This is a genomic window from Caulobacter sp. DMC95 (genome assembly GCF_056313785.1).
Map to the genome: position 1 here is coordinate 109,866 of NZ_JBQUZP010000005.1, position 24,449 is coordinate 134,314.

Below are 24,449 nucleotides of genomic sequence, written 5' to 3' on the forward strand. Positions count from 1 at the left end.
CGCAATTTCCCTCGTCATCCCGGACGGCCTGCAAGGCCGATCCGGGACCCAGGGGCAACCGCGCTGCGGCGACCCCTGGGTCCCGGCTCTCCGCTTCGCTGCGGCCGGGATGACGCGATGAATTGGTTGCAGGTTACCAGGGGCCAAGCCCCCCTCATCATCTCCCTCCCGCACACCGGCACGGACATCCCGGCCGACATCGCGGCGCGCCTCGTCTCCCCCTGGCTGGCGCGCAAGGACGCCGACTGGTGGGTCGATCGGCTCTACGCCTTCGCCGAGGGGATGGGCGCGACCATCGTCCGCACCGCGATCTCGCGCACCGTGATCGACGTCAATCGCGACCCGTCCGGCGCCTCGCTCTATCCCGGCCAGGCGACGACCGAGCTTTGCCCGACGACCACGTTCGATGGCGAGCCGCTGTATCGCGACGGCGGACCGGATGCGGCCGAGATCGATCGCAGGCGGACCAGCTATTTCGAGCCCTATCACGCCGCCCTGCGCGCCGAGATCGAGCGCCTGCGCGCGGTCCACCCGACGGTCGTGCTGTACGAGGCCCATTCGATCCGCTCACGCGTACCGCGCCTGTTCGAGGGCGAGCTGCCGCAGTTCAACCTCGGGACCAACAGCGGCCAAAGCTGCGCCGACGCCCTGACCGCCGCTGTCGAGGCCGCCTGTGACGCATCCGGCCTCAGCCGCGTCACCAACGGCCGCTTCAAGGGCGGCTGGACCACGCGACACTACGGCCAGCCGGCGACGGGCGTCCACGCTGTCCAGATGGAGCTGGCCTGCCGGGGCTACATGGATGATCCCGCCGAGCCGCCGACGCCCGACACCTGGCCCACGCCCTTCCACGCCGACCGCGCCGCGCCGCTGCGCGCGGTGCTGGAAGATGTGCTGCGGGGGTGTCTCCGATTTGCCGCCTCTTCCCCTCCTCCCCCGCTTGCGGGGGAGGGGGACCGCCGAACGGCGGTGGAGGGGGCGTCCACGACCGAAAGCGCCCCCTCCGTCACGTCGCCGATCGGCGACGCGCCACCTCCCCCGCGTCGCGGGCGAGGAGAAAGGATCCCATGACCCGCCGCGACACCACCCGCGTCATCCGCCCCGCCACGGGCCCTGAGCGCACCGCCAAGTCCTGGCTGACCGAAGCCGCCCTGCGGATGCTGATGAACAACCTGCACCCCGATGTCGCCGAGCGGCCGGAGGAGCTGGTGGTCTATGGCGGCATCGGCCGCGCGGCCCGCGACTGGGAGAGCTTCGACAAGATCGTCGAGACCCTGCGGCGGCTTGAGGATGATGAGACCCTGCTGGTTCAATCCGGCAAGCCGGTCGGCGTGTTCCGCACCCACGCCGACGCGCCGCGCGTTCTGATCGCCAATTCCAACCTCGTGCCGCGCTGGGCCAGCTGGGAGCATTTCAACGAGCTCGATCGCAAGGGCCTGGCCATGTACGGCCAGATGACCGCCGGCTCGTGGATCTATATCGGCGCCCAGGGCATCGTGCAGGGCACCTACGAGACCTTCGTCGAGATGGGCCGCCAGCACTATGGCGGCGACCTCTCGGGGCGCTGGCTGCTGACGGCGGGCCTGGGCGGCATGGGCGGCGCCCAGCCGTTGGCGGCGGTGATGGCCGGCGCCTCGTGCCTGGCCATCGAGTGCCAGCCCTCGTCGATCGAGATGCGGCTGCGGACCGGCTATCTGGACCGCTCGACCGAGAGCGTCGACGAGGCACTGGCCTGGATCGAAGAGTCCTGCACGGCCAAGACGCCGATCTCGGTGGGCCTCCTGGGCAACGCCGCTGAACTCTTGCCCGAGCTCTTCAAGCGCGGCGTGCGCCCGGACCTGCTGACCGACCAGACCAGCGCCCATGACCCGATCAACGGCTACCTGCCCGCCGGCTGGAGCCTGGAACGCTGGCGTGCGATGCGCGACCAGGACCCGCCGCAGGTCGCCGAAGCCGCCAAGGCCTCGATGGCCGCGCATGTGAAGGCGATGCTCGACTTCCAGGCCGCCGGCGTGCCCACCGTCGACTACGGCAACAACATCCGCCAGATGGCGCTGGAGGAAGGCGTGACCAACGCCTTCGACTTTCCTGGCTTCGTGCCGGCCTATATCCGCCCGCTGTTCTGCCGGGGGATCGGACCGTTCCGCTGGGCGGCGCTGTCGGGCGATCCCGAAGACATCGCCAAGACCGACGCCAAGGTCAAAGAGCTGATCCCGGACAATCCCCACCTGCACAACTGGCTCGACATGGCCGGTCGGAAGATCAAGTTCCAGGGCCTGCCGGCGCGGATCTGCTGGGTGGGCCTGGGCGACCGCCATCGCCTGGGCCTGGCCTTCAACGAGATGGTCGCCAAGGGCGAGCTGAAGGCCCCGATCGTCATCGGCCGCGACCACCTGGACTCCGGCTCGGTCGCCTCGCCCAATCGCGAGACCGAGGCCATGCGCGACGGCTCGGACGCCGTGTCGGACTGGCCGCTGCTGAACGCGCTGCTGAACACCGCCTCGGGCGCCACCTGGGTGTCGCTGCATCACGGCGGCGGGGTCGGCATGGGCTTCTCGCAGCACGCCGGCATGGTCATCGTCTGCGACGGGAGCGAGGCCGCCGCCCGGCGCGTCGAGCGCGTGCTGTGGAATGACCCGGCCACCGGCGTCATGCGCCACGCCGACGCGGGTTACGACATCGCGCGCGACTGTGCGCGAGAGAAGGGCCTGGATCTGCCCGGAATTCTCTGAACGCGGACGCTCAACCAAACGCGCCCCGACGCGTTGATCCCATGGTCAAGGTGCGACAAGGCGGCGCGCGACAGGTCGTCCCGTTCGCAAGGGCCGAGTCAATCTCGACCATGGGGACATGGTTAAGGAGCGTTACATGACCGTCGCCTCGCAGACCCGTTCGTTCGATCCCCGCCCGCAGCGCGCCCGGCGCCGCGAGCCTCGCCAGTGGCCGCTCGGCGTCGCCGTGCTTGTGGCTTCGGTGCTGAACGCCGTGGTCTGGGGCGGTCTGTTCGCCGCCGCGAAAGTTTTCCTGAGTTTGTGAGCGTAAGCGTTTCGTATTTCTCCCCCGAAGACGACTTGGGCCGCATCTGCAAGGACGCGGCCCATTTTTTTCGCCTGTGGGTCGCCCGCTGGCGGTGGCTATCGCCAGGGCGTCAGCGCGCCGACCTGGGCCGATGGCCCGAGGATCTGCGGCTTCTGCGCGTAACCAAGATCGCTCAGCCGGGCGCCGGTCTGCTCGACCAGGGCCTGGAAGGTGATCTTCTTCTTCTCGCGCAGGATCGCGGCCAGGCTGTAGGTGAAGGCGCCGTGGCTGACGGCGCCGTGACGGTATTCGTAGCTGAGCTCGCCCTCGCCGCAGGCCTCGATGATCAGAGGCAGATAAGGTCCGGCGGGGATCTCCGGCTGATCGCCCGCCTTACGGTCCTCGTACGCCCTGGTCGACAGCGTCCGACGCATGGCCGCCCGCCCCAGCCGTTCGGTCGCGCCGTCCTTGCCGAAATAGCGGGTCTCCAGCGCCTCGTCCTCCGTGAAGCCCTTGCCCTGACGCCGGAAGTCGCGGGGGACCCACATCCGGGTTTTCAGGTCCCAGCGCAGCTCACGGTGACGGATGTCGTCAGGCGGGGTCAGGCCCCGCGCGCGGGCGCCGCCATTGCGATGGATCCCGCCCGCGTGGCAGCAGTCGAAGATCATAGCCAGCCGCGTCTCATAGGGCAGCTGCGCGTAGAGACAGTGGATCTGGTCGTCCGAGATCGCGCGCTCGGGGGTCCAGTCGAAGTCCCATGGCACCAAGACCTCGACATTGCGGTCGGGTTCGAAGTTCTCGCCGTATTCAGGCACCTGGGCCCCATGGCCGCTGTAGTAGAAGACGAGCTCGTCTTCCTCGCGCGCACCGTCCATCAGCCATTCCAGCCGCTGGAGGATCCCCTCGGCGGTGGCGCGGGCGTCGAGGCACACGCGGATCGAGTCCGCCGGGAAGCCGCATTCCTGCAGTACGGAACTCATCGTGAAGACGTCGTTGACGCACCCTTCCAACCGGTCGCCGGCGTTCGGATAGTCGTTGATCCCGACCAGCAGGGCCTTGCGCCGAGGAGCCCGTCCGACGGACGCGGCGGCTTTCGACTTCGCGCCGCTCTTGTTCGGCGGTGGCGCGGAGACCTGCTCGGACAATCCGGTGAACTCGCGCGCCCCCACGGCCAACGCGCCGATCGGACGCCAGACATTCTCGATCGTGTTGACGTGCTGGAAGTAGCCTTCGGCCGCGTGATCGCCAACGCCGGGCAGATCGAAAGGCGTGTCGGTCTGGCGGAAATTCGGCGCCGCCCAGTTCTTGATCGGGGCGGTGAAGACGTCGTCGTCGCGATTGTACAGGTGATGCCAGAACGCGACGGGCAGTTCCTGCACACGGCCGTTGGTCAGGTTACCCACGACGAACGGATTGTTGATCTGCGAGCCGAACGTCACGTAGGTGGCCTTGGCCAGCAGCGGGGCGACGTCGGGCGCGGCCGCATCCTTGTGCGTAAAGGCGTTATAGGTGACCAGGGAGCCCAGGCTGTGGGCCAGGATCAGGTCCGGCTGGAACGCCTTGATCCGCTCGAACACCCGCGCGCGGCTCTTTTTCTTGAAGCGGTCGTCATTGACCCAGGCCACCACATAGCCGGCCGTCCAGCGGATGGTGTGGGGCGCGTCGCCCAGCACGCCCTTCTCGCGTTTGAAGATCGAGGTGACGCCGCTGGCCGCCAGCTTGGCGACCGCGCCCGCCACCTCCCAGGCCGACAGGTTCACGCCCTCGAAGATGTCGTCGTACTCGATGAACTCGAATTCGAGCTCCAGGCCCGCGACGGCGGGAAACACCGCCTGGATGGCCTTGGGCCAATCGTCTTTCCAGGTGGATTGCCGCTGATCGCCCAGGCCGTGGACGCTGAGCACCTTGAGCTTCTTCATGGTCGCCCTCCCTTTGGGAGAACAACGTTATCACAGGCTGTATTTGACGCCTACGCGACTCAAGCGGGAAGCCGTCAGATCGGCATCCGCATGATTTCCTGATAGGCCGAGATCACCTGGTCGCGGATCGACATCACCGTTTCCAGGCTGGCTTCGGCCGAGCTGATGGCGGTGACCACGTCGACCAGTTCTGCCTTGCCCGCCACCTGGGCGGCGATCTTGTGCTCGGCGACTTTCGAGGCCTTGGTCGCGCCGTCCATGGCGGACTTCAGGAGGTCGCCGAAGTCGACGCCCTTGTCTTGCGAGCCGCCGATCGAGCCGATGGAGCCGACCGACATGGCGCCGGAATTGGCGTAGGCCTTGGCGGCGGCGAGCGCGGTGATCATGGCCTAGCCCCTACTTCTTGAGGATGTCGAGGGTGCGCGACTCCATGGCGCGCGCGGTCTCGATGACATTGAGGTTGGCTTCGTAGGCGCGCTGCGCCTCCTTCATGTCCAGCGCCTCGACCATGGTGTTTACGTTGGGCAGCTTGACGTAGCCCTTGGCGTCGGCGGCCGGGTTGCCGGGGTCGTATTCGGTCTTGAAGTCGCTCTGGTCAGGATCGACGCGCAGCATCTGCACGCCCTGGGCGCCTTGGACCTGGGTCGGCTTGAACACCGGCACCTGGCGCCGATAGGGGTCGCCGCCGGCCGTGCGCGAAGTCGAGTTGGCGTTGGCGATGTTCTCGGCGATGACCCGCATGCGGCCTTGCTGGGCGCGCAGGGCCGACGAGGCCACGGCCATGGTCGCGAGGGATTGGGACTTGATCTCGGGCATCGCCTAGAGTCCTCAGCCGGAAGGCTTGCGAGCGGCCATGCGGAGCATGGTCATCGATTTCTGGTAGAAGCTGATCGCCGCGTCGTAGTTCATCCGCGCGTCGGTCATCTTCAGCATCTGGTCTTCGAGCGAGACCGCGTTGCCGTCTAGCGTCGTCTCGGAGTCCGCGCCCGCCGTGGCCCGCCAGGCGCTGGGGGCGTTGGGTCGCCCCTGATGCGTCGGAGCGGTGGCGATCATGGTGACGCCGGAGGTCGGCGCCGCCCGGCCGCCGCGATAGACTGGCCCCGCCGCGTGATTCATCAGCGAGGCCTGGAAGCTGAACGGCTTCAGGTCGCTGGGCCGATAGCCCGGGGTGTCCGAGTTGGCCACGTTCTGGGCGACAAGCTTCTGGCGCTCGGTCAGATAACCGAGGCGGCTCTTGAGCATGCCAAAGAGAGGGATGTCGTCCGGACCCATGCGAACATGGTGAAGAAACAGGGTTAATCCGGCATTAAGAAGCCTCAGGCACACAAGGGTTCGTAGGGGCGTTTCCCTGCGCCAAGTTGTCTCGCCGAGAACGGCCCCGAGCCCATGGACGTCATCGAATTCATCCGCGCCCTGGCGGCCCTGGCGTTTACGCTTGGCCTGATCGGCCTGGCGGCCTGGGCGCTGCGCAAATACGGCCCCGACGCCATCGGCCGCGCCATCGCCGCGCGTCAGGAGCGTCGTCTGAAGGTCGTCGAAAGCCTGGCTCTGGATCCGACCCGCCGCCTTGTGGTGGTCAGCCTGGACGGCGAGGAGCGGCTGGTGCTGCTGGGCGAAGGCAGGCTGCTGGACTGGACGCCCAGGGGCCCGGCTCCGGCCGCCGCCCTCTCCCCCGTCGCCGAACCGGAGCCCGTGGCCTGATGATCCGCGACCTCATCAAATCCGTGACCGGCGCCAAGGCCGAAGACCTGCGCCGCGCGGCGATCATCTCGGTTCTAGCGGCCATCGCCTGCGCGATCATGCCGGCGGCGGCCCTGGCCCAGTCGGCGGTGAACATCAACCTCGGCACGGGCGCGGGCCTGACCGAGCGGGTCGTCCAGTTGGTCGGCCTGATGACGGTGCTGTCGCTGGCGCCGTCGATCGTGATCATGACCACCTCGTTCATCCGTATCGTGGTAGTCCTGGGCCTCCTGCGCACCGCCATCGGCGTGCAGCAAAGCCCGCCTAACCCGGTGATCATCAGCCTGGCGCTGTTCCTGACCGCCATCGTCATGGGCCCGACCTTCGAGCGCTCCTACGACGCCGGCATCAAGCCGCTTCTGGACCAGCAGATGGAGCTGCCGGAGGCGTTCGAGGCGGCGGGCGGACCGGTGAAGCAGTTCATGCTGAGCCAGGTGGACCGCGAAGACCTGGCGCTGTTCGTCCGCCTGTCCAAGATCCCGCAGCCGAAGACGGCCGAGGAAACCCCGCTCAAGGTCGTCACGCCCGCCTTCATGATCTCGGAACTGAAGCGCGCCTTCGAGATCGGCTTTCTGTTGTTCATCCCGTTCCTGGTCATCGACCTGGTCGTGGCCAGCGTGCTGATGAGCATGGGTATGATGATGCTGCCGCCAGCCTCGATCAGTTTGCCCTTCAAGCTGATCTTCTTCGTGCTTGTGGACGGCTGGAGACTGGTGGCGGGCAGCCTTGTCGAAAGCTTCCAGCGCGGCGGCGCCGGATAAACCTTCAGAAGACCAAGACCATGACTGTTTTCGTTCTCGGCTCGATCAATCTGGACGCCGTCGCGCGGGTCGATGACCTGCCCCGCCCGGGCGAGACCGTCGCGGGCCTGTCGCTCGAGCTGTTCCTGGGCGGCAAGGGCGCGAACCAGGCCGTCGCGGCCGCCCGCATGGGCGCGGCTACGCGCCTGATGGGCGCGGTCGGCGCCGATGACAGCGGCGCGGGCCTCAAGGCCAAGCTGGCCGGCTACGGCGTGCAGGTCGCCGATGTGGCGGAATTGCCGGGCGTGCCGACAGGCCAGGCCCATGTCTGGGTCGCCAACAGCGCCGAAAACATGATCGTCGTGACCGCCGGCGCCAACGCCATGGTCACGCCCCAGCAGGTCGCGGCGACGCCGATCGAGGGCCAGCGCGTCCTGCTGTGCCAACTGGAAACCCCGCCCACCGCGATCGAAGCCTTGTTCCGCACCGGCGCGGCCAAGGGCGCCCTGCGCATCCTCAACGCCGCCCCCGCCCTGCCCCAGGGCGCGGCGCTGTTCCCGCTGACCGACATCCTGATCGTCAACCAGACCGAACTGGCCTCCTACGCCAAGCTGGACCGCGAACCCGTCAAGCTTGAGGAGGTTTCGCTGGCCGCGCGCAAGCTGATGAGCCGCCCCGATCAGACGATCATCGTCACATTGGGCGCGGCGGGCGCGGCCGTCGTGCGGCGCGACGAGGCGTTTCTAGTCGAGGGCAAGAAGGTCAAGGCGATCGACACGGTCGGCGCCGGCGACTGCTTCTGCGGCGCGCTGGCCGCGACCCTGTCCCAGGGCATGGACCTGGCCGAGTCCGTCGAGATGGCCAACGCCGCCGCCGCTCTCTCGGTGCAGAAAGCCGGCGCCGCGCCGTCGATGCCCAGCCGCCGCGAGGTCGAGGCGTTTCTGGGGGGGTGAAGGCGGACGTTGAGCGTCTCACAGTCGAACAGGCAGATCTCCCAGGCGGCGTCAGGATCGGCCTGGATGCCAGAGCCGCTCTAAGCCTCCCGCCCACCGCCCTTCACGGTGAACAGCCCCAGGAGCCCCAGCGCCAAGAGGCCCGCGATCGGGATGAAGCCCGCCACCTGGCTATCGAACATCTTGGTCGCCAAGGCCACCAGCAGCGAGCCGACCCACATGGTCGCCGTGCCCGACAGCGAGAACAGGCCAAAGAACGCCGCCATGCGGTCCGGCGGGGCCAGGCGCACCAGCAGGGTGCGGCTGGAGGCGTATTGCGCCGTGACGAACACGGCGATCAGCAGGCCAAGACCCAGATAGATCAGCTCCGGCAAGGTGCGGAACAAAGGGCCGCTCCAGACGGCCGGATGGGTGGCCGCATCCCAGGTCCAGAAGAACAGGATCTTCTCGCGGCCCATGCCCAGCGTGCCCAGCAGCACCAGAATACAGATCCCGACCTCCAATTGGACCGCCCGCCGGGGGCCCAGGGCCTTGTCCAGCCACGGCGCGATCAACCCGCCCAGCACGCCGAAGATCGACAGCGAGACGCCATAGGCCAGCATCTCCAACTCGCCCCACTTCATCAGGCCGGCCGCGAACAGGCCGCCGAAGATCAGGAGCGCGGTCATGCCGTCGCAATACAGCATCCGCGCGCCTAGGAATTTGGCGACGTCGGCGTGGCCTTTCAGATTGGCGAAGGTGTCGATGAGCAGCTTCACCCCTTCCTTCAGCGACGCGACGAACGACACCCCGGTGCGGGGCGCATCGCGGGTCCACAGGAAGAACGGGATCGCGCCCAGCAGCATCACCGCGCCCGCCAGCGGCCCGACGATCCGGCTGGGCTCGTGCGCGCTCTGGCTGAGGCCAAACAGCGGCGCGCTCGGCACGAACGACCACGACACCTGGCCGGGCAGCACGAAGGCCCACATCACGAAGATCAGCAGCGCGACCGACAGGCCGTTGGCGGTCGCATAGCCCAGGCCCGACAGCACGGGCTCCTGGCCCTTCTCGGCGGCGCGCGACAGGAGCGAGTTCTGAAGCACGTCGCCGCAGTTGTAGACGACGCCCAGGATGATCAGGAACAGGCCGATCAGCCCCACCGGCAGCCCACCGGGGGTGGCCCACCACAACGCCATCAACAGCGGGACCATGATCGCCAGGCCCAAGGCCATCAACGGCTTGCGGGGTCCATAACGCTCGATCGAGGCGCCCAGGATCGGCGCCAGCAGCGCGGTCAGCAGGCCATAGGTGGTGGAGATGTCGGCGACCGTCGCCTGGCCCTTGACCGGATCGCCGATCAGCACCCGCGAGAAGTAAGGCGCGAACACATAGATGGTGACCAGGATCACATAGGGGTCGCGCGTGCCCTGGTGTAGAATCCAGCTGAGCGCCCCCTTGGAGAGCTTGCCGGTCGGCGGCGGCGTGAGAACATCCTCCCGTCCCTCCGCGCCAGCGACATCGCTCAGGCCCGGAGGCGTCCCCGCCAACTCGCTCATACCCTAACCCCCAAGACAGGTCCTCTGACGGGACCGTCCGTCGAGGTTGGCGGTTAAACGGGCGTTTGTCACCTTATGGATTTTTGAGTTCCCACACCCGACCTCCCCGGCGAATGCCGGGGCCCAGATTCATCCGGCGCCGTTTGGGTGGGCCCGCCTACGGTCCGGCCCGACATCGCGAGATTGGCGGGTTCGATCTGGGCCCCGGCATTCGCCGGGGAGATCGGAACCAAGGGCGTAGACCCTAGAGCAGGATATGCCCCGCCACCGCCTCGCGGGTCGTAGCGTCCAACCCCACGGCGTTCTCCAGATAGCCGTCCAGCGAGCCGTACTGATCCTTGATCGCCGCAAACGCCGCCGCGAGATAGCGGGCCTCCACGCCCATGGCCGCGCGCATCGCCGCTTCGGTCGGGCGCTTGCCGGTCATCTCGAAGATGTTCTTCTGGAAGATGTGGCCGCGCCGCTCGAAGCGGGTCGGGTCGTTGGTCAGGAGGTAGTCATCGATGACGTCGTCGTCCGACACCCCGGCGATGTGATGGGTCAGGGCGGCCAGGATGCCGGTGCGGTCCTTGCCAGCCGCGCAGTGGATCAGCACCGCGCCCTCCCCCTTGGCCACCGCCTGGAAGTAGCGGCTGAACAGATCCAGATGCCGCTCCTTGAACGGGGCGCGGCGGTAATACTCGTCCATGTACGTGTGGATCGACTCCAGCGACAGATCCGACTCCTTGAGGAAGGTGTGCCAGGGATCCTCGCCCGTCATGCCGAGATCGTTCTCGATCACGCTCGCCGAGAAGCCCTCCCACCGCCGCGACGGGGCCCGCTCGCGCTCATTTGGGCGACGCAGGTCGACCAGGGTGGCGATGCCCAGCGAGGCCAGGTGCGCCAGGTCCTCATCGGTCGCCTCGGCCTGGTGGGCGGCGCGGAACAACACGCCCTTCTTCAGCCGCCCTTCGCCGGCGGCGTAATCGCCGAAGTCGCGAAAGTTCTCGACGCCTTGCAGGGGGATCAGTCTGGTCATGGGCAGGTGACTTATCGAATGGGCGCCCGGCTGGAAAGCGCCCCCTCCGTCACGCGGCCTTGCCGCGCGACACCTCCCCCGTTTCCCGGGTGAGGAGGACGCTCATCCTGCCCCGCTTGCGGGGGAGGTGGATCGGCGCATAGCGCCGAGACGGAGGGGGCGTCGCGATCTCACCACCACTTGGCTTTGAGGTCCTCGGCCGTCGCCGGCTTGGCGCGCCACAGGAAGACGAAGTTGCGGTGCTCGGCCCAGGTCTGGCCTTCCAGGCCGGCCGCGCCCTGGCAGACGCTGGTGTGATAGGGCCCCGCGCCGTCGGTGGTGCGGAAGCTGGCGCAGGTGCGGCCGCCGGCCGTCTTCCAGCGGCCCGCCTGGATCTCGCTGTCGTAGAAGCTGCCGGTCACCGTACCGTCGGCCTCGAGCTTCAGAGTCATGCCCTTGTAATAGGGCTCGGATGGCGTCGCCGACAGGTCGACGACCCAATCGCCAGCGAGGGGCGCGGCGGGCGGCGCCGCTTGCAGCGAAAGAGCGAGCATCAGGGCCAGCATGGGCGTCTCCAATGGCGATCGATAACGTTGTTACGGGTGGGACGTCGCGGTGGACGACAGGCAAGCGCCCAACATCTCTACCCGACCTCCCCGGCGAATGCCGGGGCCCAGATTCATCAGGAGCGGTTTGGGTGGGCCCGCCTGCCGTCCCGGCCACCATTACGACGGTGACGGGCTCGACCTGGACCCCGGTATTCGCCGGGGAGGTCGGAGTTTAGGAGGACTTCCGCAACAGCGGCTGAATGCGGTCCTGCAGCGGCTGGTCGACATAGCGATGGAATAGCCACGCGCCGCCGTAGGCCAGGGGGAAACCCGCTAGCCACATCAGCCACTGCCAGCCGATGCCGATCGGGACGGTGTCGATCAGCTTGTGGACGGCGCTCCAATAGATCACGCCGATGAAGATGTGGGTGATGAACAGGGCGAACGACAGCTTGGCGCCCTCCTCGATCCAGCGGCGCGGACGCTTCACCGGCAGGCGCCCGGCGCCCAGCACGATCATGGCGATGGCCAGGAGCGAGGGCGCGTCGAATAGCAGCGGGTCAGGCAGCGCGTAGCGGTCCAGCGGCTGGGTGACGACCAGCAGCGCCACGCCGCCCCACAGTAGGCCGTGGGCCGCGCGTTCCGAGGGCCAGCGCATATCGACCGTGCGGGCCAGGCAGACGCCCAGGATGAACAGCGGCAGGGCGCGGATCACCCCGAACTGGAACCGCAGGTCCGCCAGCCCCTGGTCGAACACCGTCTCGGCCAGCACTTCGAACGCGGCCATGACCGCCAGGCCCAGTAGCGGCAGCAGCCAGGCGTGGCGGATCTTGCTGACCGCGCGCCAGAAGCTGGGGAACAGGGCGTAGCAGATGATCAGCGCCGACAGGCTCCAGCTGGGCAGGTTCCAGCCGTCGCTGGGCACGCCCCAGGCGTGGATCAGGAAGGCCTGCGGAACCAGCTGGTCCCAGGCAAAGCGGCTGGGCTTGTGAGCGTCGGTGCCAATGGCGTTGAGCACGAGCACCAGCACCGCCAGCATGGCCAGCACGGCCAGGTGCCCCGGCCACACCCGCGCGGCGCGACGCACCCAGAACTGCGGCGCGCTCAGCCGCCCGCTCAGGGTCGAGGCGCCATAGGCCCGGCCCAGCACATAGCCCGACAAGATGAGAAAGAAGTCGGTGGCCAGAAAGCCGCGTGAGAACACTTGGGCGAAGCGCTCGATCCGCATCGGGCTCTCGGCGCCATAGTGGTAGACGACGATCAGCAGCGAGGCGAGGAAGCGCAGGAAATCCAGCGCCCCGCCCCGCACGTTTTCCTTGCCCGAAAAATGGCTCACCGACGGAGCCGTCGGCTCGGTCGCAACGGGGGTCCCTTCGGAGGGAATCTGGGGCGGCGCGGCGGTCACGCTCGCCGCATAGCAAAGCCCGTCCGGAGGCGGAAGCCGTCACCCGAACCTCGTCTTGCGCCATGGCGTCGCGGACACTATCTGTAACTTCTACTGTTTCTGATAAGGCCAGATCACAATGTCCCGCATGCCCGCCCTGTTCGTCGGCCACGGCTCGCCGATGAACGCCATCGAGAACAACCCGTGGCGCCGCGACTGGGCGCGGCTGGGGCGTGAGCTGCCGCGCCCCAAGGCCATCCTGATGGTCAGCGCCCATTGGGAGACGCGCGGCGCCTCAGCCGTCAGCGCCTCGCCCGCGCCAGAGACGATCCACGACTTCTTCGGCTTCCCGCAGGCCCTGTTCGACGTGCGCTATCCGGCGCCGGGCGATCCGGCCCTGGCGGCGCGGGTGGCGGACTTGCTGGCGCCCGACACGGTCGTCCAGCATCCGACGCGCGGTCTCGACCACGGTGCCTGGGGCGTGCTGGGCCCGATGTATCCGGACGCAGACATCCCCGTCGTGCAGCTCAGCCTCGATCGCGACCGCAGCGACCGCTGGCACTACGAGGCCGGCCGGCGCCTAGCCCCGCTGCGCGATGAGGGCGTGCTGATCATGGGCAGCGGCGACATCGTCCACAACCTGCGCGCCATCGACTTCCGTCGCCCCGAGACCCTGCCCTGGGCCGAGCGCTTCAACGAGACCGCCAAGCAGCTGATCCTGACCGGCGACCACGATCCGCTGATCGACTGGCGCAGCCTTGGCCCAGACGCTGAAGCCGCGATCAACAGCGCCGAACACTACCTGCCCCTGCTCTATGTGCTGGGCGCCCAGACGCCGGGCGAGCCGGTGAGTTTCTTCAACGATGATGTGTTCGCGGCGATCTCGATGACGGGCGTGCAGGTGGGGTGAGGAGCGCCCCCTCCGTCTCGCCGCGTATCCGCGCCGAGCCACCTCCCCCGCATGCGGGGGAGGATGACACGCCTCCTCACCCGTGAAACGGGGGAGGTGTCGCGCGGCGAAGCCGCGTGACGGAGGGGGCGCGCGCTCACAGCCCCCCCGCCGCCGCCTTCGCCGCCGCCACCCGCTCGTCCATGCCTTTGCCGTAGAGCGCGGTGATCCGCTCCAGCACCTGCGGCGGCGCAGTCTCCGGGCGGCCCGCATCGAAGGGCGGCGCGGGGGCGTATTCGACGGCCAGCTGGATCCCTTGGGCCACCTCATCCCCGGCCAGTTCGGCGATCAGGGTCAGGGCGAAATCGATGCCCGCCGTCACCCCGCCACCGGTGATGTAGCGGCCGTCCCGCGCCACGCGGGACGGATCCGGGATCGCGCCGAACAGCGCTAGCTGGTCGCGCCAGGCCCAGTGGCAGGCCGCGCGTTTGCCCTTCAAGAGGCCCGCCGCCGCCAGCACCAGCGAGCCGGTGCACACCGAGCAGACATAGCGCGCGCCATCCGCAAGTCGCCGGATCTCCGCGATGAAGTCCGGATCGCCCATCGCCTGCGTCGTGCCAAAACCGCCCGGCACGATCAGCACATCGCAGGTCTCGACGTCTGACAGCTTGGGCAGGTGGGCGAAGACCAGGCCGTCGGCCTCGATCTCGCCACCGGCCAGGCTGGCCACCGTGACCTTGGCGCCCGGTAGGCGGCACAGCACCTGATGCGGGCCGGTGAAGTCCAGGTGCGTGACGCCCGGGAACAGGGCGATCACGATCTGCAGGGTCTGGCTCATGCGATGGTCTCCGTCACAGTCTAGCGTGAAGATGGCTCGACGAGGCGCTGGCGGAAATGACATAGTTCCCGCGATTTCAGCCAAGGCGTCCGCCATGTCCCGTGCGATCGGCTTTCTCGTCTATCCCGGCTTCCAACTGCTGGACGCCACCGGCCCGATCGCGGCGTTCGAGATCGCCGGCCGGCTGTCGCCCGGCGCCTATAGCCTGCACTTCCTCTCGCTGCGGGGCGGCTTGATCCCCAGCACTTCCGGCATGGTCGTCCAGACCAAGGCCCTAGCCGAGGCGCCGCCGCTCGACACCCTGCTCATCGCGGGCGGCGACGCCGTGAAAGTCCCCGCCAGTTGCGCCGAGACCCTGGCCTTCGTGCGCGAGGCCGGCCGCTCGTCACGCCGCGTCGCCAGCGTCTGCTCGGGAACCTATGTCCTAGCCGAGGCGGGCCTGCTGGACGGCAAGCGCGCCACCACCCACTGGAGTCGGACCAAGGACTTCCAGCGTCGCTATCCGAACATCAGGCTCGAGCCCGATCGCATCTGGGTGCAGGACGGGGCGGTTTGGAGCTCTGCGGGCATCACCGCCGGCATCGACCTGTCCCTGGCCCTTATCGGCGCCGATGAGGGCGAGGCCGTCGCCCGTCGCACGGCCCAGCAGTTGGTGGTCTATCACCACCGCCCCGGCGGCCAGTCGCAGCACTCGGCGCTGATCGACCTGCGCCCCGGCCGCTTCGACGCCCTCCTCTCCTGGGCCCGCCAGAACCTGTCCGAACCGCTAAGCGTCGAACAACTGGCTGACCGCGCCGCCATGAGCCCCCGCAACTTCGCCCGCTTGTTCGCCCAGGAAACCGGCGTCACCCCCGCCAAGGCCATCGAACGCCTGCGCGTCGAAGCCGCCCGCGCCCTGCTCGACAGTCAGCCGCTGCAGGTCGAGGACGTCGCGCTGGAGACGGGCTTTGGCGATCCCGAACGGATGCGCCGGGCGTTTATCAGGGCGTTTGGGCAACCGCCCCAGGCGCTGCGGCGGGCGCGGGCGGGGTAGCGGGAACTTAGCAGCGCCCCCTCCGCCACGTCGCCTATCGGCGCCGCGCCACCTCCCCCGTTTCACGGGTGAGGAGGACGCAGCCTCCCTCCTGCCCCGCTTGCGGGGGAGGTGGCGCGCGGCGCAAGCCGCGTGACGGAGGGGGCGTACGCTGAACTTCGCCCCTACCCGCGCGGCCACTGGCTCAGGATGGTCTGGGCGTCGAAATAGTCGCGCCAGTAGACGATCTTACCGTCGACGACTTCATAGACGCCGGTCACCGGCAGTTCGACCCAGCCGTCTTTCAGGCGATGCCGGTCCAGGCGCTCGTGGAAGACGATCCCGCCATCGACGGCTTCGCGCAGGATCTGGAACTCATTCTCCAGGGTCGGCGCGAAGAAGGGCTCCAGCACTGCGCGCACACCGGCCGGGCCATGCACCCTGCCGATCGGCGGCGGGTTCGTATACTCGCAGGCCGGCGCCAGATGCTGGACGGCGGCGTCGTAGTCGAGGCGCTCCATATCCTTCATGAAGGCGCGGACAATCTGGGCGGGGGATTGGACGGTCGAGGACATGGCGTTACCTCTTGGGCGATCTCGCAAGCTTGTAGCGATCGCTACACGGTAACGCATGTAGCGGTCGCTACAAGCCCCTTCCAGGACCCGCGTCCTTAAAGCCCCGTCCGGTCCGTCGATCTCGGATCGTCCGCCACCTCGCCCGAGTGCAGCACTCCGTCGATGGCCCGGTCGCGCCAGGCGACGGTGCTGTCGTAGATCGCAGCGTCGGGGTCGATCACCGACAGCAGAACCCCTTCGGTCTGCGGCTCCAGGGCGCCGGTGATCACGCCATCGGGCCTCACACAAAAGGACGGCCAGCAGCTTCTCGGCGCCGAACTGTTCGGACAGCTGATCCACATGTTGTTGTTCGAGGCGGCCGCGATCATACCCGCCGGCATGGTGATGGCAGGCAGCGTCGTCCCCCTCGTCAGGTTATGACGGCCGACGTCGGCCTCCATGGCGGCGAACCGCTCGGCCGACAGCCCGCCCGCGTGGAAGCCGTGGAACATCAGCCGCACGCCTCGCCGGTGATAGGCGCGATAGAGCTCCGGATAGCGATAGTCGTGGCAGATCAGCACGCCGCAGCGCACGCCCCTGATCTCGAACACCGCAAAGTGGTCGCCAGGCGTGTAGTGGGCCAGGTCTCCGGTCAGGCCGGCCGCGTCACCGGCGCAGAAGCGCTTGTCATAACGGTCGACGAGGGCGCCCGAGGCGTCGATGACATAGGCGCAGTTGTGCGGCTTGCGTCCCTCGCCCAGCCGGTGCGCGGAGCCGAGGATCGTCCAGAGCCCAAGCGCGCCCGCCAGCGCCATGATCCGGCGGGTCGCCGCCTCCAGGCGCGGCCAGTCGAAGCCGTCGAAGCTGGCCAGGTCGACGCTGGCGTAGCCGGACAGGGCCGCTTCGGGGACATGGAGGACGTCCGCGTCCGCCGCCCTCGCCTGCCGCATCAGGCGCGCGATCGCCGCCGCATTGGCGTCGATGTCGGCGCTGACGGCGAACTGAGCGGTGGCGACCGTGAGGCTCACCCGCCGCGCTCCGCCCGCAGGATCGCCACCTCCTCCTGCAACTGCGCCAGGCGCTCGGCGTGCTCGCGGCAGAGGATCATCAGCTCATCGCTGCGCAGGGCGTCGACCTTGTCGATCACCCGCATGATCTCGAGCTCGGCGCGCAGGTTCACCGCATAGTCGTGCTCGGCGGTCAGGCGATCCTTCGCCGCCTGACGGTTCTGGCTCATCATGATCACCGGCGCCTGGATCGCCGCCAGGGTCGAGAGCAGCAGGTTAAGGAAGATGAAGGGATAGGGGTCGAAGGCCAGGTTCAGGGGCTTGAGCGCCAGGTTCAGCGCCATCCACAAGACCAGCGCCAGGGCGAAGCCGCCGATGAAGCCCCAGGAGCCGCCGACCGCCGCCACCTTGTCCGCCAGCCGGGTCCAGAAGGTGCCCTCGTCGAAGACCGCGCGGGGGTCCGAGGGCTGCTCGGCCAGGATCAGGTCGATGACCCGCTTCTGGACGTCGTTGAGCGCTTCGTAGGACTTGCCCAGCAGATCCATCGAAAGCTGGTCGAGACGATCGTGCGACATGGGGAGAGACTCGGCGGGAACACAGCCCCCATCATCGGCGGCGCGCCCCGAACGTGACAAGGCCGCGATTGACACGCGCGCCCCGGCAAGGCGACGCTTGGCCCGTCGGGTGGGGCTGACGAAATTTCACATCATCAATGGAGAAGCGCCATGGCCCATAAGTTCGTGATCAAGAAGAACAAGGCCGGCGAGTTCGTCGCCTACTTCACCTACAACAGCGAGACCATCTTCTGGACCGAGGGCTACGCGTCCAAGGCCTCGGCCAAGAACGCCATCGAGTCGATCAAGAAGAACGGCCCCGACGCCGAGATCGACGACCAGACGGATTGATCGGGACGCGACCCAAGGCTCCCCCGCGATGCGGGGGAGCGGCTTAAGGCGCCTTGACCCCTCCGCCCGTTCGGCATCTGATCATTGATAACAATGATACGGGAGGGAACCATGCCAGCCAACGGGCGCAAGAGCATCTTCATCACGGGCGCGGCCAGCGGCATCGGCCTGGCCTGCGCCAAGCGCTTCGCCAAGGAAGGCTGGTTCGTCGGCCTGTCGGACATCGACAAGGCCGGCCTCAAGGCCGCCCTGCTGGCCATCGGTCCTGAAAACGGCTCGATCCATCCCCTCGACGTTCGCGACCGCGAGGCCTGGGAGAACGCCCTCGGCGAGTTCGGCCGCGAGACCGGCGGTAAGGCCGACGCCCTCTTGAACAACGCCGGCGTCGCGCGCTTTGGCATGCTAAACGAGATGTCAGACGCCGACTGCGACATCCAGATCGACATCAATATCAAGGGCGTGATCAACGGGGCCCGCGCGGGCCTGCCGCTGCTGAAGGCGGCCGGCGGGAGGCTGATCAATGTGGCCTCGTGCGCCGGCCTCTACGGCTCACCGAAGCTGGCGGTCTATTCGGCCACCAAGTTCGCGGTGCGGGGTCTGTCAGAGGCGCTGGACGTCGAGTACGCCGCCTATGGCGTCAGCGTGGCCTGCGTCATGCCGTGGTTCGTCGAGACGCCGATCCTGAACGCGGCCTCGGACGGCTCCAACAAGTCGATGTCGGAGTCGCTGAAGGCCGGCGGGCTGGAGGTCTATCCCGTCGAGGACGCCGCCCAGGTGGTCTGGGAGGCGGCTCACGGCAAGGCGCTGCACTACCTGGTGGGCAAGCGGGCCAAGCAGATGCGCTTCGCCAGCAGCCACATGCCCGGCAGCGTCAGGAAGCAGCTCCGCTCCCGGCCCCTACTGTAGCCTTCAGGCCCTCCATCGTCGGCTTGTCGCTGGCGGGCGACTTCACCGGCGTCAGAGCCGGCGCCTTTGCGGCGGCCGGCGCGGAGGCCGGTTCGCTGACCGGGCCGATCGGACCACCCACGCCCGGCGCGCCAGTCGGCGTCTCCAGACGGGCCAGGCTCGTATAGGCCACCGGGCCATGACCGTCGGCGGTCAGGCTGGCGATCTCGGACGGCGCGATGTCGTCGACCGTCGGCGACTGGCTGGAAACACCGCTGCGGCGACCGAAGCGATAGAAGATGTGCATGCCCACCTGGGTCACGCGCTGCAGGCGCGGGCCCCAGCCCGGCGACACATGCACGGTGTGGAAGTGGGTGGCCGAACCGACCGGGCTCTCGATCGTGCCCGCCACGACGCGCGTGGCGACCTTGCGGGCCCGGCTCCAGGCGCCGATGTCGCGAGCGCGGCGCATCGAACCGTCGCAGGCGAAACTGAACTGGCAGCCCGTGCGGTTATAGGCGCCCTGGAATACGACGCCGCAGATCGACTTCGGGAAGGCCGGGTGACGCACGCGGTTCAGCACCACCTGGGCCACGGCCGCCTGACCGCTGGGGGTCTCGCCACGGGCTTCGTAGTAGACGGCCTGGGCCAGGCATTCGATCTCGCGCGAGCTCTGCAGGGCGTTGCCCAGCTGGAACGGACCTGCGCCCCCGCCGTTGAACATTGTACCGAAGCTGGCGCGCAGCATCAGAGGGCCGGTGCGGCCGCTCTGGCCGGGCAGCAGGGCCGAGCCAGCGCCTTCGAGGCGGGCGGCCAGCATGGCCGACTGACGATCGCGCTGATCGACGGCGGCGAAGAGATAGGGATCGTGACGCTTGGCCACGGCGAGCGCGCCGGGGTCCATACGCGTAGAAGCGCTGAGCATCGCCGCCTCGGAGAAGTCCCCCGAAGCGCCTTCCGCCAATCGGGCGACGCGGGCGTGGGTGGAGGCCGATTGGGCCAGGCCACCCAGAAGGTATACGCCGCCCAGGGCGAGACCCGTGATGGATCCCACCAATACGGCGCCGACCAGCCCGCGCGCGTCCGCGCGCGTCTGCGACTTGATATACAAAACTCGTGTCCTGCGCGGCGAGAGCCTCCGGCTCCCCGACAAATGCGCCCCGGAAACTCCGCGAAAATCACCGGCGGAGACGCTTCCGAAGCGGAGGATTGGCCGTATCACGCTGTGGCCAAGATCCTGCTTGTAGCGGCTTATGACGCATCAGTGACCGACTCGCAAGCACTGGACGCGCCGCGACATGGCCTCTGCGCCGATGCGTCGCGCAGACTAATCGTTAACACCTTGAATCCGCGCAAAAAGCTCAACAAGTCCGATCCGCGTTTTTTTGCCGCCGCGAAAGCCTTGCCACGCCTGTGCTCAACCGATCCTGGCGGAGTCTGAACCAGCGCTTATCGTTACTCGGCAACGACACAAGGTTAACGCCGCAGGCCTGCGCGGGGACTCTGAAGAGCCCCCGCGGGTCCTGGATCAGCGGCCGCGGATCAGGCGCCAACCGTGCACCACGATCTTGGTGAGATTGATCGCCACCGAAACCCAGAGGGCGATCTGGATGTTCAGATCCACGACCTTCTGCAGGTTCGCGAGGCCTGCGACCGTCGCCTCCGGCGCGGCCAGCGTAACCAGGGGCTGGAGAGGCCAGAGGGCCGCCGCCAGCGCCAGGCCGCCCACGGCGCAGGCGATCTCGGCGATGTTGCGCAGCGCCGTCCAGCCCGGCTTGATGACCTGGATCAGCGACGAGATCAGCTGGCCGACCGCGAGCAGAAGAATAGGCAGGTAGAAGTCCGCATAAATAGGCGTCTGGAACGTGATGTCGCCATGTCGGGTCTCGAGGACCTGACCGATCGGGAAGTGCACGAGACCCGTCCACCAACCAATGAACAGGAGGGTGGCCACCGCCTCGAACAGGCCATCGAAGCGGCTCTTGAAGAACCACTCCTTCGATTGAGGGACCTGCGGTAGTTCGCTGACCTTCCAGTTCTGGAAGCCGTCGGTCTTGATCCAGCCTCGCTCGATCGCGGCCCCGATCAGGGTCGCCGCGCCGATCAGGCTCAAGGCGGTGGGGATGAAGTCCGTGATCGTCCGCATCACCAGACGCGCATCGCCGTGCGCCGTCAGCAGGGCCACGCCGGCCGGGATCACCGCCGCCAGGGCGGCCACCGCCAGCAGCACCTTCACCCCGAACAGCCAGAACGGATAGATCTCCGGTCCGATCAGCGCCGTGCGGGGGCCATAGCGGCCGGCGACCGCGATCGGATGGCCGATCTCGCGCAGCAGCGCCTCGATCTCGCGCTTGTCCAGCGCGCGGCCCTGAGCCGCCTCCCGCTCCTCGATGCGGCTCACGATCAGGTCCCGCAGCTCGGCGACGATGTCCTGGCGCGAGTCTTTGGGCAGCAGGGCGGCCACAGCGCCCAGATAACGATCGATCAGATCGCTCATATCATGAGGTCCTTTGGTGAGAGTAGCGGCTGTCAAAGCAGCGGCTCGAGCGCGGCGTTGATCGCGCGCCATTCGTCGGCAAGGCGGACCAGCACGGCCCTCCCCTCGCTCGACAGCTGATAGAAACGCTTCTTGCGCTTGTCTTCCTCGCGCCATTCGCTGGCCAGCAGCCCTTGGGCCTCCAGCCGGCGCAGCATCGGATAGAGCGCCCCTTCGTCGATCTCTACGCCCACGGTCGAGAGCGCCTGACGCAGGCTGTAGCCGTAGCGCTCCTCCCTCAGCTGGGCGAGGACGGCGAGGATCAGGGTCCCCCGCCGCAGCTCCTGGCGGAGCGATTCAAAGATGTCCGTATCGGTCGGCATTCGGTGTGCGCCACATAGTGTGTATCACATGGTGTGTGATACACACTGTATGTCACACAGTATAACTCCGAGTCAAGGCGCCGAACTGCGTTCGTCGTCGCTCCATAGGTGTTCGTACCCACTGCCTTGGCTACAGGATTGCCGTAGGCTGGTCCTGAACAGGAGCCTCACCCATGCCGTGCACGATCCGTCCCCTCGCCGTCGCCATCCTGCTGGCTTGTGGGCTTCTGATGACGGGAACCGCCGCCGCCGCTCAGGCCTCTGCGGTCAACGGTCAGAAGCTGGCCCAGCGCCACTGCGGGGCCTGCCACGCGGTGAGCGGCCTCAAGAGCCCCCAGCCCGGAGCGCCAGCCTTCGCCAAGCTCTATCTGCGCTATCCGCCGGGCCGCGTGGATCAAGTGTTGTCCGAAGGCATGCTGTCGCCACAGTCGCCGCCGGAAGAAGGCTCAGGGCGAACCCATCCCCTGATGCCGCAGGTCAAGTTCGACGACGACCAGCGCGCCGACCTGAAGGCGTATCTGCTCAGCCTGGACCCGCGCTGACCCGGTTCAGGCCGCCGCCGTCAAGGCGGTGTTGATGCCGGCGTAGAGCGTGGCCGGGGTCACCGGCTTGGTGATGAATCCATCGGCGCCGGCGGCGAAGGCGGCCTCGCGGTGTTCGCGCGAAGCGTTGGCCGTCATCATCACGATCGGGGTGGCCGCGCCTCCCTCGCCGGCGCCCGCTTCCAGGCGGCGGATCTCGCGCGTCGCCGTCAGGCCGTCCATCACCGGCATCTGCATGTCCATCAGGATCAGGTCGAAGCGCTGCGCGGCCAGAAGGGTCAGCGCCTCGGCGCCGTTCTCGGCCATCACCAGCTCCGCACCGGTCGGTTCCAGCAGGAGCTCGACGACCCGGCGGTTGTTGGGATTGTCCTCGACGAGCAGGATCTTCATGGCGGCGGCGAGATCCGCCTCGCCCTCCGTCGAGGGCAAGACTTCCGGATCGGCGGTAGCCACCGGCAGCCGGACCCGGAACACGCTGCCCCGTTCGGCCCCGGCGACCGCCTCGATGTCGCCGCCCATCATTCGCGCCAGTGCGCGGCAGATGGTCAAGCCAAGGCCCGTGCCGCCGAACCGGCGCGTCACCGAGGCGTCGCCTTGGATGAAGGGCTCAAACAGCATGCGCTGCATGTCCGACGAAAGGCCCACGCCCGTGTCGCGCACCTCGATGAGCAGCGTCTGCGCGGCCGCGTCAGAACCCTCGACCTCTACGCTGACCCCGATGGCGCCCGCGTCAGTGAACTTGATGGCGTTGGCCAGCAGGTTCCAGAGGATCTGGCGGATCTTCTGGGCGTCCCCGCGATAGCGCGCGCCGGGCGGCGCTGACACCGCGACGTCGAACTTGAGCCCCTTGTTGTCGGCCTTGATCTTGAAGAGGTCGGTTGACGAGCGCACCAGGTCCTCGATCCCGAACGGAACGATCTCCAGCTCCATGCGCTCGGCCTCGATCTTGGCCAGGTCCAGAAGGGCGCTGAGGATCGACTCCAGGGTCGTCCCGGACTCGACGATGATCTCGACCATCTCCCGCTGGCGATCGGTCAGTTGGCTTTGGCGCAAAGCCGAGGCCAGGGCGATCACGCCGTTCAGCGGCGTGCGGATCTCATGGCTCACATTGGCCACGAACTGCGATTTGACCTGGCTGGCGCGCTCGGCCAGCTCAAGCGCATCGCGCAGCTCGGTCTCGCGCGCGCGCAGCTCGGTGACATCGATGAACGACGTCACCGTCAGGGTCGGCGGCTCGCCCACCTTGTCGAAGATCGGCAGCGAATTGACGCTGAGCCAGCGCAGCGGGCCATGCGGCAGATGCACCCCCAGAACAAAGTTCAGCACGGGCTTCTGCGTGGCCAGACAGACCATCGACGGCTGCGCCTCGACGGGCAGCGGCGCCCCTGAGGCGTCGACAATCCGCCAGTCGTTGTCGACCGAGCTCTTGCCCAGCAGCTGGTCGGGAGTCAGACCAAGAAGCGTGGCGGCGGCGGGGTTGTGCCGCAGGATGGTGCTGGTCCGATCCTGCAGCACGACCCCCTCGCGCATGGCCGCAAAGATCGTCCGGAACTGCACGCCTTCGGCCGCCAGGTTCAGCAGTTGCTGGGCCTGGACATCGGCCAGATCACAGCGCGCACGCATCTCGATCAGGCGCGCGGTGATCCGCGCCAGGCGTTCGAGGGCCTGAACCTCCCTGGCCGTCCAGTCGCGCGGTTTTTGGTCGATGACGCCGACCGCGCCTATGGCGACGCCCTGCTCAGTGATGATCGGCACGCCCGCATAGCTGCGGACGTGCTCAGGACCCGTTACGAGACGATTATCCTTGAACCGCGCGTCCAAGGTTACATCGGGCACGAGCAGCGTGTTGGCCTGCGCCACAGCGTGCGCGCAAAAAGAGACTTCCCGCTCGGTTTCGCAGACATCTATACCGATGCGCGCCTTGAACCACTGGCGATGGTCGTCGAGCAGGGACACGACCACGATCGGCGCCTGGCAGGCGTCTTGGGCCGCGTGAACGATATCGTCGAACTCCGGCTCGGGCGGCGTGTCCAGGATGCCCAGGTCCAGCAGCGCCCGAACCCGGGCGATCTCCCGAGCCGTTACAGATATGTCCATCGCTGCGACCGCACCCCAAACTTCGCG

The 24,449-nt window shown here is 67.8% G+C and carries 27 protein-coding genes and 3 pseudogenes; 13 read left to right on the plus strand and 17 right to left on the minus strand.

All coding sequences use genetic code 11. The features are described from left to right. Nucleotides 1-13 precede the first annotated feature (13 nt). Nucleotides 14-121: pseudogene (locus ACT53N_RS13215) on the minus strand (hypothetical protein); the annotation flags it as partial. On the opposite strand from ACT53N_RS13215, the pseudogene hutG reads away from it, so the two are divergent. The 3 genes and pseudogenes from hutG to ACT53N_RS13230 form a co-directional block, all read left to right on the plus strand. Beyond that, nucleotides 118-918: pseudogene (hutG, locus tag ACT53N_RS13220) on the plus strand (N-formylglutamate deformylase); the annotation flags it as partial. The pseudogenes ACT53N_RS13215 and hutG overlap by 4 nt on opposite strands. Nucleotides 919-1,067: 149 nt before the next feature. Next, nucleotides 1,068-2,732 carry a urocanate hydratase gene (gene hutU / locus ACT53N_RS13225; RefSeq protein ID WP_476064332.1) on the plus strand — a complete coding sequence of 555 codons (1,665 nt, stop codon included), beginning with the start codon at nucleotides 1,068-1,070 and terminating at the stop codon, nucleotides 2,730-2,732. 136 nt (nucleotides 2,733-2,868) lie between these two features. Next, nucleotides 2,869-3,036 carry a hypothetical protein gene (locus ACT53N_RS13230; RefSeq protein ID WP_476064333.1) on the plus strand — a complete coding sequence of 56 codons (168 nt, stop codon included), beginning with the start codon at nucleotides 2,869-2,871 and terminating at the stop codon, nucleotides 3,034-3,036. A gap of 98 nt (nucleotides 3,037-3,134) precedes the next feature. On the opposite strand, the gene ACT53N_RS13235 is transcribed toward ACT53N_RS13230, so the two are convergent. The 4 genes from ACT53N_RS13235 to flgB form a co-directional block, all read right to left on the minus strand. Beyond that, entirely contained in the window at nucleotides 3,135-4,937 is a 1,803-nt protein-coding gene (locus ACT53N_RS13235) for a caspase family protein (RefSeq protein WP_476064334.1), read from the minus strand. A gap of 74 nt (nucleotides 4,938-5,011) precedes the next feature. Then, nucleotides 5,012-5,323 (minus strand): flagellar hook-basal body complex protein FliE, encoded by a 312-nt coding sequence (gene fliE, locus ACT53N_RS13240; protein WP_010918839.1) that lies wholly within the window; start codon nucleotides 5,321-5,323, stop codon nucleotides 5,012-5,014. Between the two features lie 10 nt (nucleotides 5,324-5,333). Further along, on the minus strand, nucleotides 5,334-5,753 hold the full coding sequence (gene flgC, locus ACT53N_RS13245; RefSeq protein ID WP_476064335.1) for a flagellar basal body rod protein FlgC: 420 nt from the start codon (nucleotides 5,751-5,753) through the stop codon (nucleotides 5,334-5,336). 12 nt (nucleotides 5,754-5,765) lie between these two features. After that, complete coding sequence (gene flgB, locus ACT53N_RS13250; protein WP_476064336.1) at nucleotides 5,766-6,209, minus strand: flagellar basal body rod protein FlgB; 444 nt, start codon at nucleotides 6,207-6,209, stop codon at nucleotides 5,766-5,768. 114 nt (nucleotides 6,210-6,323) lie between these two features. Here flgB and ACT53N_RS13255 point away from each other — a divergent pair, with 114 nt between their 5' ends. Genes ACT53N_RS13255 through ACT53N_RS13265 form a run of 3 tightly spaced genes read left to right on the plus strand, consistent with a single transcriptional unit; the run spans nucleotide 6,324 to nucleotide 8,370 of the window. Continuing rightward, a complete protein-coding gene (locus ACT53N_RS13255) occupies nucleotides 6,324-6,638 on the plus strand; it encodes a flagellar biosynthetic protein FliO (RefSeq protein ID WP_476064337.1) in 315 nt (104 codons plus the stop codon). After that, nucleotides 6,638-7,438: a flagellar type III secretion system pore protein FliP gene (gene fliP / locus ACT53N_RS13260; RefSeq protein ID WP_476064338.1), complete on the plus strand. Its 801-nt coding sequence runs from the start codon at nucleotides 6,638-6,640 to the stop codon at nucleotides 7,436-7,438. Before ACT53N_RS13255 ends, fliP begins: the two co-directional genes overlap by 1 nt. A 20-nt stretch (nucleotides 7,439-7,458) precedes the next feature. Further along, nucleotides 7,459-8,370: a ribokinase gene (locus ACT53N_RS13265; protein ID WP_476064339.1), complete on the plus strand. Its 912-nt coding sequence runs from the start codon at nucleotides 7,459-7,461 to the stop codon at nucleotides 8,368-8,370. An 80-nt stretch (nucleotides 8,371-8,450) separates the two neighbouring features. Here ACT53N_RS13265 and ACT53N_RS13270 read toward each other — a convergent pair whose 3' ends face one another. The 4 genes from ACT53N_RS13270 to ACT53N_RS13285 form a co-directional block, all read right to left on the minus strand. Further along, entirely contained in the window at nucleotides 8,451-9,905 is a 1,455-nt protein-coding gene (locus ACT53N_RS13270) for an MFS transporter (RefSeq protein WP_476064340.1), read from the minus strand. A gap of 244 nt (nucleotides 9,906-10,149) precedes the next feature. Continuing rightward, nucleotides 10,150-10,923 carry a tyrosine-protein phosphatase gene (locus ACT53N_RS13275; RefSeq protein WP_476064341.1) on the minus strand — a complete coding sequence of 258 codons (774 nt, stop codon included), beginning with the start codon at nucleotides 10,921-10,923 and terminating at the stop codon, nucleotides 10,150-10,152. 170 nt (nucleotides 10,924-11,093) lie between these two features. Further along, on the minus strand, nucleotides 11,094-11,480 hold the full coding sequence (locus ACT53N_RS13280) for a hypothetical protein (RefSeq protein ID WP_476064342.1): 387 nt from the start codon (nucleotides 11,478-11,480) through the stop codon (nucleotides 11,094-11,096). 202 nt (nucleotides 11,481-11,682) lie between these two features. Beyond that, complete coding sequence (locus tag ACT53N_RS13285) at nucleotides 11,683-12,855, minus strand: acyltransferase family protein (RefSeq protein ID WP_476064343.1); 1,173 nt, start codon at nucleotides 12,853-12,855, stop codon at nucleotides 11,683-11,685. Nucleotides 12,856-12,973: 118 nt separating this feature from the next. Here ACT53N_RS13285 and ygiD point away from each other — a divergent pair, with 118 nt between their 5' ends. Together ygiD and ACT53N_RS13295 are read left to right on the plus strand one after the other, a co-directional pair. Beyond that, nucleotides 12,974-13,744 (plus strand): 4,5-DOPA-extradiol-dioxygenase, encoded by a 771-nt coding sequence (ygiD, locus tag ACT53N_RS13290; RefSeq protein WP_476064344.1) that lies wholly within the window; start codon nucleotides 12,974-12,976, stop codon nucleotides 13,742-13,744. Next, nucleotides 13,744-13,877, plus strand: a pseudogene (locus tag ACT53N_RS13295) (hypothetical protein); the annotation flags it as partial. The gene ygiD and the pseudogene ACT53N_RS13295, both read left to right, overlap by 1 nt. 3 nt (nucleotides 13,878-13,880) lie before the next feature. Here the strand turns inward: ACT53N_RS13295 and ACT53N_RS13300 are convergent. Further along, the gene (locus ACT53N_RS13300) at nucleotides 13,881-14,561 is read right to left on the minus strand and encodes a DJ-1/PfpI family protein (RefSeq protein WP_476064345.1); all 681 of its coding nucleotides are present in this window, start codon (nucleotides 14,559-14,561) and stop codon (nucleotides 13,881-13,883) included. Nucleotides 14,562-14,655: 94 nt separating this feature from the next. Here ACT53N_RS13300 and ACT53N_RS13305 point away from each other — a divergent pair, with 94 nt between their 5' ends. Next, on the plus strand, nucleotides 14,656-15,594 hold the full coding sequence (locus ACT53N_RS13305) for a GlxA family transcriptional regulator (protein WP_476064346.1): 939 nt from the start codon (nucleotides 14,656-14,658) through the stop codon (nucleotides 15,592-15,594). Between the two features lie 164 nt (nucleotides 15,595-15,758). On the opposite strand, the gene ACT53N_RS13310 is transcribed toward ACT53N_RS13305, so the two are convergent. The 3 genes from ACT53N_RS13310 to ACT53N_RS13320 form a co-directional block, all read right to left on the minus strand. Beyond that, the gene (locus tag ACT53N_RS13310) at nucleotides 15,759-16,148 is read right to left on the minus strand and encodes a limonene-1,2-epoxide hydrolase (protein WP_476064347.1); all 390 of its coding nucleotides are present in this window, start codon (nucleotides 16,146-16,148) and stop codon (nucleotides 15,759-15,761) included. 95 nt (nucleotides 16,149-16,243) lie between these two features. Continuing rightward, a complete protein-coding gene (locus ACT53N_RS13315; protein ID WP_476064348.1) occupies nucleotides 16,244-17,155 on the minus strand; it encodes a carbon-nitrogen hydrolase family protein in 912 nt (303 codons plus the stop codon). Beyond that, nucleotides 17,152-17,709 carry a DUF1003 domain-containing protein gene (locus tag ACT53N_RS13320; protein ID WP_476064349.1) on the minus strand — a complete coding sequence of 186 codons (558 nt, stop codon included), beginning with the start codon at nucleotides 17,707-17,709 and terminating at the stop codon, nucleotides 17,152-17,154. Before ACT53N_RS13320 ends, ACT53N_RS13315 begins: the two co-directional genes overlap by 4 nt. Before the next feature lie 150 nt (nucleotides 17,710-17,859). Between ACT53N_RS13320 and ACT53N_RS13325 the strand changes: the two genes are divergently transcribed. Further along, a complete protein-coding gene (locus ACT53N_RS13325; protein WP_096050390.1) occupies nucleotides 17,860-18,039 on the plus strand; it encodes a YegP family protein in 180 nt (59 codons plus the stop codon). Nucleotides 18,040-18,123: 84 nt separating this feature from the next. Further along, nucleotides 18,124-18,945 carry an SDR family oxidoreductase gene (locus ACT53N_RS13330; RefSeq protein ID WP_476064350.1) on the plus strand — a complete coding sequence of 274 codons (822 nt, stop codon included), beginning with the start codon at nucleotides 18,124-18,126 and terminating at the stop codon, nucleotides 18,943-18,945. Here the strand turns inward: ACT53N_RS13330 and ACT53N_RS13335 are convergent. Beyond that, nucleotides 18,911-20,035 (minus strand): cell wall hydrolase, encoded by a 1,125-nt coding sequence (locus ACT53N_RS13335; RefSeq protein ID WP_476064351.1) that lies wholly within the window; start codon nucleotides 20,033-20,035, stop codon nucleotides 18,911-18,913. The genes ACT53N_RS13330 and ACT53N_RS13335 overlap by 35 nt on opposite strands. 114 nt (nucleotides 20,036-20,149) lie before the next feature. Here ACT53N_RS13335 and ACT53N_RS13340 point away from each other — a divergent pair, with 114 nt between their 5' ends. Continuing rightward, nucleotides 20,150-20,365 carry a hypothetical protein gene (locus ACT53N_RS13340; RefSeq protein WP_476064352.1) on the plus strand — a complete coding sequence of 72 codons (216 nt, stop codon included), beginning with the start codon at nucleotides 20,150-20,152 and terminating at the stop codon, nucleotides 20,363-20,365. An 87-nt stretch (nucleotides 20,366-20,452) separates the two neighbouring features. On the opposite strand, the gene ACT53N_RS13345 is transcribed toward ACT53N_RS13340, so the two are convergent. Together ACT53N_RS13345 and ACT53N_RS13350 are read right to left on the minus strand one after the other, a co-directional pair. Next, complete coding sequence (locus ACT53N_RS13345) at nucleotides 20,453-21,421, minus strand: hypothetical protein (protein WP_476064353.1); 969 nt, start codon at nucleotides 21,419-21,421, stop codon at nucleotides 20,453-20,455. A 32-nt stretch (nucleotides 21,422-21,453) separates the two neighbouring features. Continuing rightward, nucleotides 21,454-21,783 carry a PadR family transcriptional regulator gene (locus ACT53N_RS13350; RefSeq protein WP_310213519.1) on the minus strand — a complete coding sequence of 110 codons (330 nt, stop codon included), beginning with the start codon at nucleotides 21,781-21,783 and terminating at the stop codon, nucleotides 21,454-21,456. A gap of 173 nt (nucleotides 21,784-21,956) precedes the next feature. Here ACT53N_RS13350 and ACT53N_RS13355 point away from each other — a divergent pair, with 173 nt between their 5' ends. Further along, nucleotides 21,957-22,325, plus strand: coding sequence for a c-type cytochrome (locus ACT53N_RS13355; protein ID WP_476064354.1), 369 nt, complete (start codon nucleotides 21,957-21,959; stop codon nucleotides 22,323-22,325). Between the two features lie 6 nt (nucleotides 22,326-22,331). Here ACT53N_RS13355 and ACT53N_RS13360 read toward each other — a convergent pair whose 3' ends face one another. Beyond that, complete coding sequence (locus ACT53N_RS13360) at nucleotides 22,332-24,422, minus strand: response regulator (RefSeq protein WP_476064355.1); 2,091 nt, start codon at nucleotides 24,420-24,422, stop codon at nucleotides 22,332-22,334. Between the last annotated feature and the right edge of the window lie 27 nt (nucleotides 24,423-24,449).

What these genes read in the sequence shown, in the direction of transcription:
- ACT53N_RS13255 (WP_476064337.1), top strand. Translation starts at nt 6,324, where the DNA reads ATGGACGTCATCGAATTCATCCGCGCCCTGGCGGCCCTGGCGTTTACG.
- ACT53N_RS13230 (WP_476064333.1), top strand. Translation starts at nt 2,869, where the DNA reads ATGACCGTCGCCTCGCAGACCCGTTCGTTCGATCCCCGCCCGCAGCGC.
- hutU (WP_476064332.1), top strand. Translation starts at nt 1,068, where the DNA reads ATGACCCGCCGCGACACCACCCGCGTCATCCGCCCCGCCACGGGCCCT.
- ACT53N_RS13325 (WP_096050390.1), top strand. Translation starts at nt 17,860, where the DNA reads ATGGCCCATAAGTTCGTGATCAAGAAGAACAAGGCCGGCGAGTTCGTC.
- fliE (WP_010918839.1), bottom strand. Translation starts at nt 5,323, where the DNA reads ATGATCACCGCGCTCGCCGCCGCCAAGGCCTACGCCAATTCCGGCGCC.
- ACT53N_RS13350 (WP_310213519.1), bottom strand. Translation starts at nt 21,783, where the DNA reads ATGCCGACCGATACGGACATCTTTGAATCGCTCCGCCAGGAGCTGCGG.
- ACT53N_RS13305 (WP_476064346.1), top strand. Translation starts at nt 14,656, where the DNA reads ATGTCCCGTGCGATCGGCTTTCTCGTCTATCCCGGCTTCCAACTGCTG.
- fliP (WP_476064338.1), top strand. Translation starts at nt 6,638, where the DNA reads ATGATCCGCGACCTCATCAAATCCGTGACCGGCGCCAAGGCCGAAGAC.
- ACT53N_RS13265 (WP_476064339.1), top strand. Translation starts at nt 7,459, where the DNA reads ATGACTGTTTTCGTTCTCGGCTCGATCAATCTGGACGCCGTCGCGCGG.
- ACT53N_RS13275 (WP_476064341.1), bottom strand. Translation starts at nt 10,923, where the DNA reads ATGACCAGACTGATCCCCCTGCAAGGCGTCGAGAACTTTCGCGACTTC.
- ACT53N_RS13270 (WP_476064340.1), bottom strand. Translation starts at nt 9,905, where the DNA reads ATGAGCGAGTTGGCGGGGACGCCTCCGGGCCTGAGCGATGTCGCTGGC.
- flgB (WP_476064336.1), bottom strand. Translation starts at nt 6,209, where the DNA reads ATGGGTCCGGACGACATCCCTCTCTTTGGCATGCTCAAGAGCCGCCTC.
- ACT53N_RS13300 (WP_476064345.1), bottom strand. Translation starts at nt 14,561, where the DNA reads ATGAGCCAGACCCTGCAGATCGTGATCGCCCTGTTCCCGGGCGTCACG.
- flgC (WP_476064335.1), bottom strand. Translation starts at nt 5,753, where the DNA reads ATGCCCGAGATCAAGTCCCAATCCCTCGCGACCATGGCCGTGGCCTCG.
- ACT53N_RS13310 (WP_476064347.1), bottom strand. Translation starts at nt 16,148, where the DNA reads ATGTCCTCGACCGTCCAATCCCCCGCCCAGATTGTCCGCGCCTTCATG.
- ACT53N_RS13355 (WP_476064354.1), top strand. Translation starts at nt 21,957, where the DNA reads ATGCCGTGCACGATCCGTCCCCTCGCCGTCGCCATCCTGCTGGCTTGT.
- ygiD (WP_476064344.1), top strand. Translation starts at nt 12,974, where the DNA reads ATGTCCCGCATGCCCGCCCTGTTCGTCGGCCACGGCTCGCCGATGAAC.
- ACT53N_RS13345 (WP_476064353.1), bottom strand. Translation starts at nt 21,421, where the DNA reads ATGAGCGATCTGATCGATCGTTATCTGGGCGCTGTGGCCGCCCTGCTG.
- ACT53N_RS13235 (WP_476064334.1), bottom strand. Translation starts at nt 4,937, where the DNA reads ATGAAGAAGCTCAAGGTGCTCAGCGTCCACGGCCTGGGCGATCAGCGG.
- ACT53N_RS13320 (WP_476064349.1), bottom strand. Translation starts at nt 17,709, where the DNA reads ATGTCGCACGATCGTCTCGACCAGCTTTCGATGGATCTGCTGGGCAAG.
- ACT53N_RS13360 (WP_476064355.1), bottom strand. Translation starts at nt 24,422, where the DNA reads ATGGACATATCTGTAACGGCTCGGGAGATCGCCCGGGTTCGGGCGCTG.